A 15,759-nucleotide genomic window follows, 5' to 3' on the forward strand; every position below is an offset into this window, starting at 1 on the left:
GGACGCTCCTTTGTCAATGCTGTAAAAATGTGCTCCTCTGCCAGTATAGCAGAAGAGCACTCCGCTTTCAATGGGCAATTAAGATAAGTAAAATGGAAAATTATGGAGTTCTTTAGATCAGCCAGCGATTCACCGCCGGAATCCGGCGCAAAAACCAATAGGCCCCATAGCTGAGTGACAGCAGCAGCGCGGCCTGGGCCGGAATGGCCCAGTAGGACGGCAGGGACTCAAACCAGGCCTGTCTGGCCAGCCCCTGGAAAAAGGGGTGGATCAGAAAGACGCAGAAGGAGCCCCGGGAGAGGAACTGGAGCAGCCCCGAGGCTCTCTCCCCCCGGGGAGAGGCCGGGCAGTCCGCCCACCGCTGGCACAGCCGGAAGATCCCCGCGGCCATCAGCAGGACAAATGGAGAAAAGCCCGACAGGTACAGCCCGTCCAGGGCGCCCGCCGCCACGCTGTGCCGCCAGGTCCCCGCAAAAGTGGCCCCGAAGCCCGCCAGAAACAGGATCAGGCCCTCCGTCCAGCCCTTGGGCGGGCTCTGGTGCAGATACCACCCCAGCAGGCCCAGCCCGGGCACCAGAACGATGGGGGACAAGCTGTATTGCAGCAGGAAGGAGTTCAGCTGGTTGAAGGGAGGAAAGCACTGGAGGAAGGAAAATACACCTCCGGACAGCAGCCACAGGGCCAGGATATACCGCAGCTCCTGCCGGGAGGCGTGCCGGGCAATCAGCCGGGTCAGAGGCAGGGCCAGATAGAGGGCGATGGCAAAATAGAAGTAGTACAGGTGATACCAGGTGTTTCCGGTCAGCCAGTTCTTCGCGCACTGGACAACCAGCTCACTCAGCGGGGCGGAGCCCCGGAGGAAGTACAGGCGCATCCCCTCGTACAGCCCGGCCCATACGGACAGGGCCAGGGCCAGCCGCAGCAGATACCGGGAAAACAGCTTTTTCAGCGGCAGCTCCCGCTCCGGAGCGTTCATCACCGCTCCGCTGCACAGCACAAAGACCGCCACCGCCCAGCGGGAGACAACACCCCAGAAGCAGGCGGACAGCCACTGAAGGGAGCCCACCTGCCGCCCCACCAGGTGTCCAGCGCTGCAGTGGATGCACACCACCGCGCAGATGGCCAGCACCTTGCACAGATCAATCGCTGTATCTCTTCGGTTATTCGGTCTCTCTCCCACGTCAATCACCCTTTTTCCAGCGCTTTATCAGCTCCAGAAAGTCCTCCTGCCGGGTGAGGAGCATCAGCACGGCGTACACCGCCGCAGCCCCTCCGCCCAGCGCCACACATTTAACCACCAGCATAAGCTTGCTCTCCAGGCCGTTCAGGGCCAGGCCGGTGAAGAACCAAAGCGCCCCGCCAGTGAACGCGGCAGCGGCGGCACTCTTGATCAGGGGCAGGATGTGGATCCTCCCCGCCCCCCGGAGCAGTACACAGGCCAGAACGATGCCGCCGGCGGTGATGGAGAGCGCCGTGGCGGCGGCCAGGCCGGCTCCCCCCCAGCGGGGGCCCAGCAGCCGGTTCAGACACCAGTTGCACACCAGGATGCCGCCGTTGACCAGCAGGGGGGGCAGGGTTTTCTCCATGGTGTAGTAGGCCTTGCTCAGCAGGTCCAGGGCGCAGAAGCCCGCCATAGACAGGGCGTAGATGGTAAAGATGGCCCCTGTGGAGGCGCTGGAGGCGGCATCGAAGCTGCCCCCCTCAAAGAGCACCCGGACAATGGGGGTGCCGAAGGCCGCCAGAACCACCGAGATGGGCAGGATGAGCAGCAGGGTGGATCGCAGCACGTTCCAGATATAGCGCAGATAGGCGTCCCGGCCGGCGGAGGCGTACTCCTCGCTGAACTTGGGGAACAGCACCGTGCTGATGGAGTAGATCAGGGTGGTGGTCAGGGGGGTAAAGAGCTTATCCGCATAGTAGAAGGCGCTCACCGGGCTGTCGGCCAGCTGGGCCGTCATCCCCGAATCCTGGAGGTAGCAGAACAGGAAGATGGAGGTGGTCAGCACCGTCACCACGGCGGTCCTGAAGAAGGTTTTCACATAGTCCGCCCGCAGGTCCAGCACCGGGCGCAGGCGGCAGCGCTCCTTCAGGCCGTAGGGGACGGTCATGGCCAGCTGCAAGAGCCAGGCCAGAGCCACCGCCGCCACATAGCCCCCCACCCCCAGCCTCCCGGCGAAGAGGGCCAGGAACAGAATCAGCGCCAGGTTATAGGGGATGGACATGCTGCCCTGGAGGACAAAGTGCTCCAAAGACTGGAACAGGGCCACCAGCAGGTAGGTAAGGACAATCACCGGCAGGGTGAGGGCCATCAGGCGCATATACCGGGCCAGCAGGGCAGTCTCCTCCGGGGCGCCACTCCAGAGGCTGTCCATCAGCGGCGTGAAGGTAACTCCGATCCAGGCCGCCGCCGCCGCCCCGCTCACCAGCACCATGATGGTAATCAGGTTGCTGGCCGCCCGGCAGCCCTCCTCCCGGTTCTGGCGCAGGCGGGGGGTCAGGATGGGCACGGCGGCCACGCACAAGGCGTAGGCCACGGTGGTGAAGAGATATATGGTGTTGTTGTTGGCGGTGGTATACAGGTCGGCAACGACCAGAGTGCCGAAGGCCCGGGCCTGCAGGGACTCCCGGACGATGCCCAGCAGCTTGGCGAACAGGGTCACCAGCGTCACCGCGCCGATCACATGGACGGTTTGATTCTTTTTCACTTCACTTGCTCCATAATGGCTCGAATGAGCTCCTCGTTCTGGTCCAGTTTGGAAATTAGCTCTTCCAAACACTGGGACGTGGTCTCCCGGATCTCATCCCGGTTCTTCATGGTCTCCCGGAAAACCGCCTGGAAGCGCTCCAGGGTAAAGTCCTCCACCGTGAAGGGAGTGGGCTGACAGATGGAGGCGAGAAAGAAATCCACCTTTGGGTCATAGCTGACGCCGATCATGGGCACCCCCATGACGGCGGCGTAGATGAGGGCGTGCAGCCGGACCCCTACCATCACGTCCATGGAGCCGATGATGGACAGGGTCTCCTCCGACAGATACTTGCGCCGCAGGCAGCCCGCCCGGCCGTCCAGGCCGGCGGCCACCGCCTCGCACATCCCCACGTCCTCGTCGTGGAAGAAGGGAATCAGCACCGAATCCGCGCCGTACTCCTCCCGGAGCCAGAGGACGCATTTGCCCACCTCCCGCAGGAAATCTCCGTCGGACCTCCGGGCCTTCACCGCCCACCCCACCGTCAGCCGCCCGGGGACCTTCGGACAGCCCTCCCGGGCCAGAATCTCCAGGCCCAGGGCCGTGTCCGGCTTTTTCACCCGGATCACCGGGTCGGCGGTGACGTGGATTCGCTCCGCAGGCACGCCGATCTCCAGCAGCAGGTCCCGGCTCCCGGCGTCCCGGACCACGATGCCGTCGGTCCGGCGGAGCACCGCGGCGGTGAGCCGCCGGTTCCAGGGGTTGGCGATGGGGCCGATGCCCTGGCTGTAGATGAAGGTCCGCTTGCCCAGCAGCTGGGCCAGCCGGAGGATAAACAGGTAGTAGAGAATGCTGCGGCCGCTGGTGGCATCCTGGAGCAGGCTCCCGCCCCCCGACAGAAGCATGTCGCAGTGCCGGACGGAGCGCAGGATGCTCCACAGATTCATCCGCCGGACGGCCTTCACCCCATATTTCTCGCTGGTCTGGGCCGGCGACCGTGACAGAACGGTGATGTCCACGTTGGGGAGCTTCTCCCTCAGGTTGTCGATGACGGTACGCAGAATAGACTCGTCCCCGATGTTGTTAAAGCCGTAGTAGCCCGATATCAGTATGTTATACATCTGTCTGTGTTCCGCCTCAAGTTAATTTTTTTCGGGTCTGGAGAAGCAGCCGGTATGCCAGCTCAAAGCAGCCGGTGAGAATCACGCCTACCGCGAGCCCCAGCGCCAGAGAGCCGGCGGTGCGGGCGAAGCCCAGGTACAGCGGCGTGCGGATGTGCATAAAGGTATTGCACACGCTGGTCATGCCGACGGTGCCAGCCAGGCCGAACAGCGCCGTCCCAAGGGGGAGGCGGCGCACGGCGCAGTAGACCGCCAGCATGACGCCGGGGAAAGCCACCAGGAACTCCTTGGTCCGGGGCCTCGCCAGCAGATGCTCCTCCAGCACGTTGCGCATGATAATCTCCAGGTCGGACACGGACACCGCGGTCTCGTGGCCGGTGCGGGCCAGATAGTAGTACCCCGCCAGGGCCAGCACCGCCAAAACGATCAGGCTCCACACCGGGATGTTCCACCTCAGCACGGCGGTGACATCCCTCAGCTGGAGGGTATCGGTCCTCCGGTCCTTCTCAAACAGACCGAAATAGGCCAGAAACAGTCCGCAGAAGGCCGCCAGCGGCAGCAGCTGAGCCGCCTTCACCCCCCGGAAAATCCCCAGCTCCAGCATAAAGTCGGTGGAGGACAGGGGGGCGGCGGTCATCATGGCGCCTGCCAGCGCGATGAGCACCGAGACAGCCAGAATCCCGCCCGCCCGGGGCAGAATTTTCCCCAGCCCGGCGTTCCAGGGCAGGGCCTGGCTGGTCTGTCTGGCAGCCATCAGGAAGAAGGCCGAGGCCAGGCAGGCAAAGACCACCGCGCTGGCAAAGCTGGCCAGCAGGCGGAAGGTGTTGGGCGCCGCCGCCCAGGCGGCGCCCACGCACACCCCGGCCGCCCCGGCCAGACCCAGGGTCCACCTCTTCTTCATGGGCAGGCAGGCGGCCAGCAGCAGCACGCCTCCCAGTCCGGCCCCCAGACCCAGCGCCAGCATGGCCAGCCTGGGCACCTGGACGTTTTCCATCACCGAGGCCCGGCCCCGGGTGATGCCGTGGTCCGCCAGACGGCGGTCCAGGCTGTCGAACATGTCCCGGTAGACCTCCGGGTCGGTGATATAGGCGAAGCGGTTGTCGCTCTCCTTGATGGGCTTGAAGTAGATTACCCGGATGTTCCGTTCGGTGACCGCCCGGTAGAGGGTATTTTCAATCTCCTCCGCACCCTTATAGTTGTAGTATGCGTAGCGGTACTGGATATAGTCCCAGACCGAGAACACCCGAACGGTGTTGTAATCCACAGCCCGGGCCAGCTCCTCCACCCCCGACTGGACAATATTCTCCCGCTGAACCGCGGTCTCGATCAGGCCGACGGTAATCCCGTTGTCCCGGAAGTAGTTCAGGGCGAAATCGTCCTGCTCGTCATAGCCGATGACCCCCTCACCGCCGGCGATCATATACTCCGGCATAATGCCGAAGGCCTCATAGCCCCGGATCACGTCCCGGGCAAAGCGGGCGTCGTTGTGGCCGTTGTAGGCCAGGGTCCGGGGAACAATCTCCATCCCCAGGGCCTGAACGGCCTCCACCTTCTCCGGCATAAAGCCCAGCGCCAGATACATCAGTTTGGATGCCTTGATCTCAGAGCGCTGGACAAAGCTCTTGTTCATCACGGTGACATAGCTCTCACTCTGAAACAGCGCGTCGTTGACCTTGCCGTCCAGAAAGACATACGCCCTGCCGCCCCCCTCCAGCGTCTCAATCAGATAGCTGTCCGGGTCCAGGCGGCCCTCCACCCCGCCGGTCACCAAGCGGACGGTCTCCTCTCCCTCCACCTCCACCAGCACGTCGAAGCGGTCATAGCCCCGCTGCTCCACCCGCCGGATAAAGCTGTCCGGCCAGCCGGTGCGCCAATCCGCGTCCTGCAGGACGGTCTCCATAGGCAGGGCGGTGACGGTGCAGGCCGGGTTCAGCATCAGGGAGGACAGGCTCTCCTCCGCCAGGCCCACCTGGGTAATGCCCATATCCCGGAACTGCTCCAGCCACCAGGAGACGTCGTGTTCGCTCTGCTCGGCCAGCAGCTCGATCTCGCTGTAATCCAAAACAATATCATAGGTCTTGCTACCCGCCTCCGCCTGCCATCTCCGGCCGGTCACAGCCAGGCTGACCGCCACACACAGGGCCAGCAGGCCCAGAAGAATTTTATTTGTCCTGACGTACTGCTTCATGGGAGCTCCTTTCTGTTCTGCGGCTCTGCCGCAATTACTCCACATTATACAATATCCGCGCTGGAAAAAAAAGTGGGGGAATCATTAAATTTGTTCTTCTTGATTCTCCTGCCATTGTGTGGTAAAATAGCAGCTGTAAAGGAGTGTGAGTGCCATGACCGCAAAAGAGGCCATCCGCGAACTGGAAAACATGAAGCAGTATTGCACCGCGAAGAGCATCCCCGCCCTGGACTTCGCCATCAAGGCGCTCAAAGAGAAGGCCGAAAAGGAATAAGCCAAAGGCCCCCGGTTTTCAGCCGGGGGCCTTGCATATCCGGATCAGATTCCGGGTGATCCGCCCGGTCAGGCCCCAGATGGCCCGCCCCTGCCAGAGGTAGACGGGGACGTTCTCATGCCCCAGCTGCCACTTATAGTCCCGTGGGATGCCGATGAGCTCATAGGGAAAGCCATCCGCCGGAGTGGGCACCAGGTCGTAGTCGTACTCGATGGACTCCGTCTCCAGCAGGTGGGACAGGGGGACAAAAAAGACCTCCTCCACCTCCGCCGGACCGGGGCGCATAGCCTCCAGCGCCCCGCTGTCCACCACCCCCAGCACGGGCTGCATGAGGAAGCTGGCCCGATGGGCGATGAAGTCCAGCCGGCCCAGCAGCCTGACCCGCTCAGGCGGAATGGCCAGCTCCTCAAAGGTCTCCCGGAGGGCGCACTCCTCCGCCGTCTCCCCCGGCTCCATCCGGCCCCCGGGGAAGCACACCTCCCCCGGCTGGCGGCGCAGGGTGCGGGCCCGGACCTCATAGAGCAGCTGGAGCTCCCCCTCCCGCTCCACCAGGGGAACCAGCACGGCATAGGAGCGTTTGGAGTCCATCAGGCCAGGAGTGCGGGTACGCAGGATATGCTCCAGGGTGGTCAGATCAAGTTCCATTTTCGTTTCTCCATCTCTCGTCCCCCCGCAGGGCAAGCCTCCTTTTCCCCGCAAGGGGGACGCCGCATCCGTAAGGCGGCAAAGCCGCCAACGGCTGCGCAGTGAAAGGAGGTGCCCCCGAAGGGGGCGGAGGATTGTATTTTGGCAAAGCCAAAATATGCGAAGCATACGAGGGTTTTGAGCCTCTGTAGGGGCGGGACGACTCGGCCCGCCCTGTATTTGCCTGATTTCGGCGGCGCGCCGAGGTCGTCGCGCCCTACAAACAGAAACACAATCCTCACTCCGCCGACCGCTGACAGCCCCTTTCCAAAGGGGCCTTTTTCGCCTGCGGGCGGGACAGGAGTTTTACATCTTCTCCGGCGCGGACACGCCCAGAAGCTTAAGGCCGTTCTCCAGGACGGAGCGGACCGTGTCGGCCAGCTTCAGCCGGGCAGACAAGACGGCCTCCTCTTCCCCCTTCAGCCGGCAGGCGTTGTAGAAGCGGTGAAAATCCCCCGCCAGGGCGGTGAGGTAGCGGTTGATCCGGCTGGGATCGAAGTCCCGGGCGGCCAGGTGGAGCTCCTCGGGGTACTGGGCCAGGGCCTTCACCAGGGCCAGCTCCTCCGCCGCCGCCAGCAGGGCGGCGTCCACCTCCCCGGCGGCGGGGACGGCAGCCCCATCCTCCTCGGCCAGCCGGGCCAGGAGGGAGCAGATGCGGGCGTGGGCGTACTGGACGTAGTACACCGGGTTCTCGCTGTCCTGGCGGACGGCCAGGTCCAGGTCGAAGTCCAGGGGGCTGGAGGGGGTCCGGTTGTTGAAGTAGTACCGGGCGGCGTCCACACTGATCTCGTCCAGCAGGTCGTGGAGGGCGATGGCCTTCCCCGTCCGCTTGGACATGCGCACCGGCTTGCCGTCCTGGAGCAGGTTCACCAGCTGCATGAGCACAATCACCAGCCGGTGAGAGCCGTCCAGGCCCAGCCCGTCCAGGGCGGCCTGGAGCCGGGCCACGTGGCCGTGGTGGTCCGCCCCCCAGATGTTGATGGCCAGGTCGAATTTCCGCTCCTCCAGCTTGTTCCGGTGGTAGGCGATATCGGCGGCGAAGTAGGTGTAAAAGCCGTTGGCCCGGCGGAGGACGTCGTCCTTCAGGTCCAGCTTGTCCACCTGCTCCTGACTTCTGCCCTCGGCCAGATACTTCTTCTTCAGCAGCTCGGTGGTCTTCAGCCACAGAGCCCCGTCCTTCTCATAGGTCCAGCCCTTCTCGGTCAGCAGGCCCACCGTGTCGGCCACAAAGCCCCGGTCGTGGAGCCAGGACTCCATGTACCACTGGTCGTACTCGATGCCGTACTTTTGAAGGTCCGCCTTCATCTTGGGGATGTTGCGCTCCAGGCCGAACTGGGCCATATCGAAGAGGACATCCTGCTCCGGCTCATTGATGTCGTCGGCGCCGCACTCGTCATAATAGGCCTGGGCCAGCTCCTTGATGTCCTCTCCCTGATAGCCGTCCTCGGGGAAGGGGAGGGTGTCGTCCTTCCAGACAATCTGCTGGTACCGGGCGAAGATGGACCGGGCGAACTTGTTGATCTGGTTGCCCGCATCGTTGACATAGAACTCCTTCCACACATTCCAGCCGTCCCGGGCCAGGACGTTGGCCAGGGTGTCCCCCAGCACGCCGCCCCGGGCGTTGCCCATGTGCATGGGGCCGGTGGGGTTGGCGGAGACAAACTCCACCATCACCCTTTTACCCGCGCCCCCGCCGCCGGAGCCATAGGACGCTCCCTCCGCCTCCACAGCGGACAGCACCTCACCGTACCATTTGGGGCCCAGGGTGAAGTTCAAAAAGCCGGGGCCTGCGATCTCCACTCTGCTGAAGTAGCTGCCCTCCAGCTCCAGGTTATCCACGATGACCTGGGCGATCTGCCGGGGCGCCATGTGCAGCGCTTTGGCCCCCGCCATGGCGAAGGAGGAGGCGTAGTCCCCGTGGGAGGTATCCTTGGGAATCTCAATGGTGGCCTTCACCTCCGCTCCATAGGGCAGGGCCCCCGCAGCGGCGGCCTTCTCATAGGCCGTCTGGGTCAGGGAGGCCACCTGGTCCTTGGCGGCCTGGATCATGTTTGTCATCGTTCGCACCTCGTTTTTGTATGTTTACCCGTTGTAGGGCGGGACGACCTCGGCCCGCCGGGGTATTAGGATATTGCAGACGGCGCACCGGGGTCGTCGCGCCCTTACGGATTGTCTATTGCTTCAGGCTCCCCAGGCCGGCCTCCGCCTCCTTCACGTTGATACGGAAGATATTCCGGCCGGCCAGAGCGTGGTCCACCTCGATAGAGTAGTCCACCTCGATGTCGCCCCCCTGGTCGCTGAGCTGAGTCAGCAGGTGGCGGGTATGCACCCCCACCGACATGGCGCCATAAGGTGTATTGTACACCGACAGGTGCCGCCGCCCCTCCTGGAACACCAGCTGGGAGTTGAACTCCCCCACCCGCATCAGGGTGACCTGTCCCCCGTCCACCTGGATGGTGGTCAGGGTGCCCTCCAGGCCGGTGAGCTCGCTCTCCTGATAGGACAGGGTGTAGCTCTCCCCGTCCCGGGCCAGGCGGCCCGCAGTGACCAGCTCAATCACATCGGGCAGCGCGCCCTCATACTTCTGTATCCCCTTGATGGAGATGACCACTTCCTTGTCCATAGGGGGCCTCCAATCGCCGTGTAATTTCTGCTCTGACGGCCCTGCGGGCCGTCAGCCTGAGGTATTATACACAGTTTGGGGACCTCTGTAAAGGGGCTCCTTCATTGTATGTCATTTTGCCTGAAAAAACAAGAGGAATTGCCGTGTTTCTCCATTTGACAAATAGAATTTGGGCGCTATAATAGCTTTAGAAAGGTATACCGCCTCCCGCCCAGCCAGCGGGGGCGTATCATTGTCTCCTGTTGGGAGAGGAGGACTGTTCCATGAATCTGGAATTGAGCAAAAAGCAGTTCCGGCGGCTGCTGGATCTGGTCTATATCGGCAACTGGATTTTAAACTCCACCCGGGGGGACCAGCGCTTCGCCGACTATGACCAGGTGGAGAGCCTGCTCTTCGGCCGGGCCGCCCTGGAGGGCATGCCCCAGCTGGCCGAGCTCTATCAGGGGGAGATCGTCCCCTCCCGGGCCTTTGTGGAGGGTGGCATCCACGAGGCCATCGTGGAGTATGAGAACAATGTGTTTTTCGATATCCTGGCCGAGGACCTGGCCCGCCGGGATATGGACGACGCCCCCATCGACGAGAGCAACTACGCCGAGCTCACCAGCCGCATCGACGCCTACATCGCCGAGTTCGAGGAGCACGGAACAGACAACATACTGGTGGATATCGACAGATGACCTTCCCTTGAACAGATCAAACCCCCGGCGCGGCCGCGCCGGGGGCTTTTCATCCTGTCACAGATAGAACCGCCAGGGGAAGTCCACCGCCTCCTGGGCGTAGTCGATACCAATCCGCCTGCCCGCCCGGACGGCGGAGGGGTCGGGCGGGACGCCGGGGAGGACGTACAGCCCGCCGCCCGGGCCGGTCAGGTCCAGGCCATTCTGCTCTCTGGTAAGGACTAGTCCTTTACACAGCTTGCCGGGGCCGTTGAGAAAGTTCTTCCTCTGGTAAGCCGTCATCCTTTCCAGCTTGCATCCAAAGCGGTTTTGTGCTATCATAGTTCCGTTTGCGGCGGGGACCGCCCCCCGGATGAGGACAGCGGCGGGCTCCCCCTCCTCCTCGGTGACAAAGTTCAGGCAGTGGTACATACCATAGATCAGGTAGACATAAGCCGTCCCCGGCGGGGCGAAGAGGGTCTCCGTGCGTGGGGTCCGCTTATAGCCGTAGGCGTGGCAGGCCTTGTCCAGCCGGCCGATGTAGGCCTCGGTCTCGGTGATCCGGCAGGACAGGAGCGTCCCGTCCGCCAGCACCCGGACAAGCTCCCGGCCCAGCAGGTCCCGGGCCACGGTCAGGGTGTCCCGGGCGTAAAATTCTCGTGTGAGGATATCCATATGCCCCTCCCCGTCTCTTTGTAGGGCGGGACGACTCGGCCCGCTGCCATCACAGCAAACGGGGCGCCGAGGTCATCGCCCCCTGCATCCGTCATCCTACCACACCTTATTCCATTTTGCAATCCGGAGTTGATTTCCATGACACCCGAAACCATGAAGCGGCTGGCCAAGCCGATGCTCTTCGCCGCAGCCCTGATCTGGGGTACCTCCTTCTTCATCATGAAAAACACCCTGGACGTGATGCCGGTGCTCTATCTGCTGGCCATCCGGTTCACCGCCGGGGCAGTCCTGCTGGCCCTGGTGTGCTGGAACAAGTGGCGGCTCTTCACTCCGGACTGCCTGTGGCGCGGGGCGGTGATCGGCGGCTTCCTCTGCCTGGCCTACTCCGTCCAGACTTACGGCCTGTCCCTCACCACCCCCTCCAAAAACGCCTTTCTCACCTCGGTGTACTGCGTGATGGTCCCCTTTCTCACCTGGGCAGTGGTGGGGAAAAGGCCCGACCGATACAACATCGCCGCCGCCCTGCTGTGCGTCACGGGGGTGGGGCTGGTTTCCCTCAACGGCGGCTTCACTGTCAACGCCGGCGACGGCCTCACCCTGCTGTGCGCAGTGTTCTACGCCGCCCACATCGTGGCGGTAGCTAAGGTATCCCCGGGAAAGGACGTCACCCTGCTCACCACCCTTCAGTTCGCCTTTGCCGGGGGCTTCGCCTGGGTGGGAGGCCTGCTCACTGAGAGGTTCCCCGCCGCCGCCCTCGCTGACCCGGCCTGCCTCATCCCTCTGGCCTATCTGTGCGTCATGGCCACCACCGTGGCCCTGCTGTTCCAGAACGTGGGCATGGTCTGGTCCGACCCGGTGTCCGGCTCAGTGATCCTGTCCCTGGAGTCGGTGTTCGGGGTGCTCTTCTCCGTCCTCTTCTACGGCGACCCCGTCACCCCACGGCTGATTCTGGGCTTCGCCCTCATCTTTGTGGCGGTGGTCTGCTCCGAGACGAAATTCTCCTTTTTACGCAAAGCTATGTAGGGGCGCACGATGTGCGCCCTGCGCCCGCCTCCAGGGAGGCGGGATATTTTTAACAAAATAAAAAATAAAATTAAAGCTTGACTTTAACAAAATTAAAGTGTATTATATACTCATCCCCCGTCGGTTGGACGGGGCACAGCCGTAACACATAAAAAGGAGGACTGCCTATGTCCATAGAGCTGCTGCCCGACTGGATGGCCGGGCTGGAGGAGGAGGACGTGGCCTTTATCCGGCGCTTTCTTCTGGCCTCCGGCTCGCTAAAGGAGGTGGCCGGGCAATACGGGGTGACCTATCCCACGGTGCGCCTGCGTCTGGACCGGCTGATTCAGAAGATCCGCCTCAGCGAGGACGCCGCCGCCGACCCCTACATCGCCACGGTGAAGCGGCTGGCGGTGAACGAAAAGATCGACCTGGACACCGCGAAGCTGCTGATCGCGGAGTATAAAAAGACCCGCGGAAATAAGGAGGAATTGTAATGGCTTCTAACCTTGGATTCACAATTGTTATGATACCCATTGTACTGTTCATGTTTTTTCTGCCCATCGCCCTGCTGGTGGCCTTACAGGTCTGGCTGTGTAAAAAGAGCCTGAAGCTGGGGCTGATTCTGCCCTGTCTCTCCCTGGGCCTGTCCCTGGTGATGGTGTTCAGCATGGCGGCGTTCAGTACCTTGACCGTTGGAGGAGGCAATACTCTGGTAAGCGGCGGCGCCAGCTACGTGGGGCCCGACGGGCAAAGCGTCCCCGCTCAGAAGAGCGAGGTCATTGACGTCCCCGCCCAGGAGGGCGTCCCCAGAGGGGAGACGGAGAAAACCGAGTTCCCCGTCAGGACTCTCATCGCTGTCGGGGTGCTGTTCCTGGTCATGAACATCCCCACTGCGGTCTTTTGCGGCATCTGGCTGCACTACAAGGGCCGCCGGGACACAGCGGAGGACCTGAAGCGGATGAAAATCGAGGACCTGGGATAGAATATCCCGCCGAATTAAGCCGCATTTGCAGGGCGGGACGACTTGGCCCGCCGGAATTTTGATTCAATTCAGACGGCGCGCCGGGGTCGTCGCGCCCTACATTGCGCGAAATCGATTCCCGCAAATCTCCAAACCGCTCCTTTACAAATGGAAAAAACTGCGATATACTGGAGCAATCCCAACGAAACAGCGAGGAAGCTCATGAAAAAAACCGTTCTGATTTCCATTCTGGCGGCGCTTCTCCTCTCCCTCCCCGGCTGCGGGGCAAGGGCGGAGGAGGCCCCCCGGCTGACGGTGGTATGCACCACCTACCCCATCTACCTGCTGGCCTCCGCCCTGTCGGAGGGGGTGGAGGGGGTTGCGGTGGAGCGGCTGGACACTGGCTCCGTCAGCTGCCTCCACAACTACACCTTGTCCATGGCGGACATGAAGAAAATTGAGCGGGCAGACGTCATCGCCATCAACGGGGCGGGGCTGGAGGAGTTCCTGGAGGACGCGCTCCAGACCTCCGACGCCCGGGTGATCGACTGCTCGGAGGGGATCGAGCTGCTGGAGAGCCTCTCCCACCGCCACGAGGAGGGGGAGGCGGACGAGCACGGCCATGACCACGGCCATTGGGACCCCCACTACTGGATGGACCCCAACCGGGCGCTCCATATGGCCAACAACCTGGTAATAGGACTGGTCCAGGCGGATTTGGAACATTCAGAAGAGTATGGGACCGGCTGGAGCGGCATTGTCGAGGTGCTGTGCCGGTGCTCGGGACAGGGAAAGCAAGCCCTGCGGGAATTGGCCCCTGAAATTCCCGGCCTTATCACCTTCCACGACGGCTTTCAATACTTCGCCGAAGCCTTTGGCCTCCCCCTGCTGGCCGCCATCGAAGAGGAGGCGGGCAGCGAGGCCAGTGCGAAGGAGATCGTGGAGATCACCCGGCTGGTAAAGGAGTACGGCATCCCGGTGATTTTTACCGAGGTCAACGGCTCCGACGCCACCGCCCAGGCCATCGCCCGGGAGACGGGCTGCCAGGTGGTCCAGCTCAACATGCTGATGGACGGCCCGGAGGTTGATCTGGAGACATACTACACCGGGATAACCGGTAATCTTGCGGCAATTCTCAACGGATTCGCCGGTGAGGAGGTGATTTCCTTCGATGCGGAAGATCAAGCATGGAAAGCTAATCTCGGGGTGCGCTGCGACCTGCTGCCTGAAGCTTGAGGACCTGTCCGTCAAGCTGGAGGGGGACTCCATCCTGGAGGATGTGTCCTTCCACCTCCACTGCGGGGAGATTGTGGCTCTGATCGGCCCCAACGGGGCGGGGAAGTCCACCCTCTTCCGGAGCATCCTGGGCCAGATGAATTATAAAGGTAAAATCACCTTCTCCCCCGCCGGGGGACCGGCCATCCGGCTGGCCGACGGGGAGATGACCGGCGGGACCCGGCCCCTGGTGGGCTACGTCCCCCAGGCCCCCCACTTCGACCGGGGGGACCCGGTGTCGGTGCTGGACTTCTTCACCGCCGCCACCGCCAGGTGGCCGGTGTGGCTCCCCATCCCTCAAAAATACCGGGACCGGGCGGCGGCCTGCCTTGGGCGGGTCCACGGGGAGGATCTCCTGGACCGGCCCATGGGCGGGCTGTCGGGGGGGCAGCTCCAGCGGGTGCTGCTGGCCCTGGCCCTGGAGCCGGTGCCCCACATCCTCATCCTGGACGAGCCCCTGTCCGGGGTGGACATCGAGGGGGAGCACCAGCTATTGGAGATGCTGGACGAGCTGCGCACCCAGTACGACCTGTCCATCTTTCTGTCCACCCACGACTTCGCCACCCTGGGCCAGTTTGCCGACAAGGTGATCCTCCTCAACCGCCGGGTGCTCAGGTCCGGCACGCCGGATGAGGTGCTGTCCTCCCCGGAATTCTATGAGACCTTCCACCTGCGGATGGGAAAGGGGGGCGCGGAATGAATCTCTGGTATGCTCTGGTGGACCTGCTCCCCTTCGAGTGGGCCCAGCCCGGGGAGATGTTCTTCATGAAGCACGCCCTGCTGGCGGTGCTTGTGATTACCCCCCTCTTCGGGCTTTTGTCCACCATGGTGGTCCACAGCCGGATGTCCTTTTTCTCCGACGCCCTGGGCCACTCCGCCTTCACCGGCATGGCCATCGGGGCCCTGTGCGGCTTCCATGAGCCCACCTGGGCTGCGGTGCTCTTCGCCGTCCTCTTCGCCCTGCTGTTTAACGTGGTGCGCCGCCGCTCCGCCCTGGCCAGCGACACGGTGATCGGGGTGTTCTCCTCCACCGCCGTGGCCCTGGGCATCTTCCTGTCCACCCTGGGAGGGCGGTCCTTCACCCGGTTCAACAGCCTGCTCATCGGCGATATTCTGTCGGTGGAGCCCGCCAAAATCAGGGTGCTCGCCCTGATCCTGCTGCTGGTTCTCGGGCTGTGGGCGGCGTCCTTCAACCAGCTCATGCTCTCCGCCGTCCACCCCGCCCTGGCCGACAGCCGGGGCATCCGGGTCTTTTGGCAGGAGACCATATTCTCCATCGCCATCGCCGTGGTGGTCACCCTGTCCATGACCTGGGTGGGGCTGCTGGTAATCAACTCCCTGCTGGTCCTCCCCGGGGCCGCCGCCCGGAACGCGGCCCGAAGCATGGGGCAGTACCACCTGTTCTCCCTGCTGGGGGCCGTCCTGGCCGGAATCGCCGGGCTGATGACCTCCTACTATGTGGGCGGCTCCGCCGGCGCCGCCATCACCTTATATCTGGCAGTGTGGTTCGCGCTGACATTCCTGGCGCGGAAGAAGTAAATCAGAAAAAAGCTCTCTTTTACCCTCCGTGTTGACAATGCTTGAGCCCCGCCGTAATCAAGCAAATACACGGC

General features: G+C 63.0%; 15 protein-coding genes. 7 read left to right on the forward strand and 8 right to left on the reverse strand.

The features are described from left to right. Positions 1-112 precede the first annotated feature (112 nt). The 7 genes from D1641_RS02270 to D1641_RS02300 form a co-directional block, all read right to left on the reverse strand. A complete protein-coding gene (locus tag D1641_RS02270; protein WP_160662777.1) occupies positions 113-1,180 on the reverse strand; it encodes an acyltransferase family protein in 1,068 nt (355 codons plus the stop codon). Position 1,181: 1 nt separating this feature from the next. After that, entirely contained in the window at positions 1,182-2,705 is a 1,524-nt protein-coding gene (locus D1641_RS02275) for a lipid II flippase MurJ (protein WP_160662778.1), read from the reverse strand. Next, positions 2,702-3,805, reverse strand: a complete 1,104-nt coding sequence (csaB, locus tag D1641_RS02280; protein WP_160662779.1) for a polysaccharide pyruvyl transferase CsaB — start codon at positions 3,803-3,805, stop codon at positions 2,702-2,704. The genes D1641_RS02275 and csaB overlap by 4 nt, the downstream gene beginning before the upstream one ends. A 16-nt stretch (positions 3,806-3,821) precedes the next feature. Continuing rightward, positions 3,822-5,993, reverse strand: a complete 2,172-nt coding sequence (locus D1641_RS02285; RefSeq protein ID WP_160662780.1) for a DUF5693 family protein — start codon at positions 5,991-5,993, stop codon at positions 3,822-3,824. A 292-nt stretch (positions 5,994-6,285) separates the two neighbouring features. Then, on the reverse strand, positions 6,286-6,912 hold the full coding sequence (locus D1641_RS02290; protein WP_160662781.1) for a CoA pyrophosphatase: 627 nt from the start codon (positions 6,910-6,912) through the stop codon (positions 6,286-6,288). A 345-nt stretch (positions 6,913-7,257) separates the two neighbouring features. Next, positions 7,258-9,009, reverse strand: a complete 1,752-nt coding sequence (gene argS, locus D1641_RS02295; protein WP_160662782.1) for an arginine--tRNA ligase — start codon at positions 9,007-9,009, stop codon at positions 7,258-7,260. 115 nt (positions 9,010-9,124) lie between these two features. Further along, on the reverse strand, positions 9,125-9,574 hold the full coding sequence (locus D1641_RS02300) for a DUF1934 domain-containing protein (protein ID WP_160662783.1): 450 nt from the start codon (positions 9,572-9,574) through the stop codon (positions 9,125-9,127). A 263-nt stretch (positions 9,575-9,837) separates the two neighbouring features. Here D1641_RS02300 and D1641_RS02305 point away from each other — a divergent pair, with 263 nt between their 5' ends. Continuing rightward, complete coding sequence (locus D1641_RS02305) at positions 9,838-10,251, forward strand: hypothetical protein (RefSeq protein ID WP_160662784.1); 414 nt, start codon at positions 9,838-9,840, stop codon at positions 10,249-10,251. Positions 10,252-10,308: 57 nt separating this feature from the next. On the opposite strand, the gene D1641_RS02310 is transcribed toward D1641_RS02305, so the two are convergent. After that, entirely contained in the window at positions 10,309-10,905 is a 597-nt protein-coding gene (locus D1641_RS02310) for a DNA-3-methyladenine glycosylase (RefSeq protein WP_160662785.1), read from the reverse strand. Positions 10,906-11,043: 138 nt separating this feature from the next. Between D1641_RS02310 and D1641_RS02315 the strand changes: the two genes are divergently transcribed. From D1641_RS02315 to D1641_RS02340, 6 genes are all read left to right on the forward strand, one after another. Next, complete coding sequence (locus tag D1641_RS02315; RefSeq protein ID WP_243149225.1) at positions 11,044-11,928, forward strand: DMT family transporter; 885 nt, start codon at positions 11,044-11,046, stop codon at positions 11,926-11,928. A gap of 167 nt (positions 11,929-12,095) precedes the next feature. Continuing rightward, on the forward strand, positions 12,096-12,404 hold the full coding sequence (locus D1641_RS02320) for a DUF2089 family protein (protein ID WP_160662786.1): 309 nt from the start codon (positions 12,096-12,098) through the stop codon (positions 12,402-12,404). Continuing rightward, on the forward strand, positions 12,404-12,892 hold the full coding sequence (locus tag D1641_RS02325) for a hypothetical protein (RefSeq protein ID WP_160662787.1): 489 nt from the start codon (positions 12,404-12,406) through the stop codon (positions 12,890-12,892). Before D1641_RS02320 ends, D1641_RS02325 begins: the two co-directional genes overlap by 1 nt. 201 nt (positions 12,893-13,093) lie before the next feature. Further along, positions 13,094-14,107, forward strand: a complete 1,014-nt coding sequence (locus D1641_RS02330; protein ID WP_160662788.1) for a metal ABC transporter substrate-binding protein — start codon at positions 13,094-13,096, stop codon at positions 14,105-14,107. After that, the gene (locus tag D1641_RS02335; protein WP_201757206.1) at positions 14,043-14,846 is read left to right on the forward strand and encodes a metal ABC transporter ATP-binding protein; all 804 of its coding nucleotides are present in this window, start codon (positions 14,043-14,045) and stop codon (positions 14,844-14,846) included. Before D1641_RS02330 ends, D1641_RS02335 begins: the two co-directional genes overlap by 65 nt. Further along, positions 14,843-15,685 carry a metal ABC transporter permease gene (locus tag D1641_RS02340; protein WP_160662789.1) on the forward strand — a complete coding sequence of 281 codons (843 nt, stop codon included), beginning with the start codon at positions 14,843-14,845 and terminating at the stop codon, positions 15,683-15,685. Before D1641_RS02335 ends, D1641_RS02340 begins: the two co-directional genes overlap by 4 nt. The last annotated feature ends 74 nt before the right edge of the window (positions 15,686-15,759 follow it).

The sequence above is a fragment of the Colidextribacter sp. OB.20 genome (assembly GCF_009911595.1).
Taxonomy (GTDB): domain Bacteria; phylum Bacillota; class Clostridia; order Oscillospirales; family Oscillospiraceae; genus Lawsonibacter.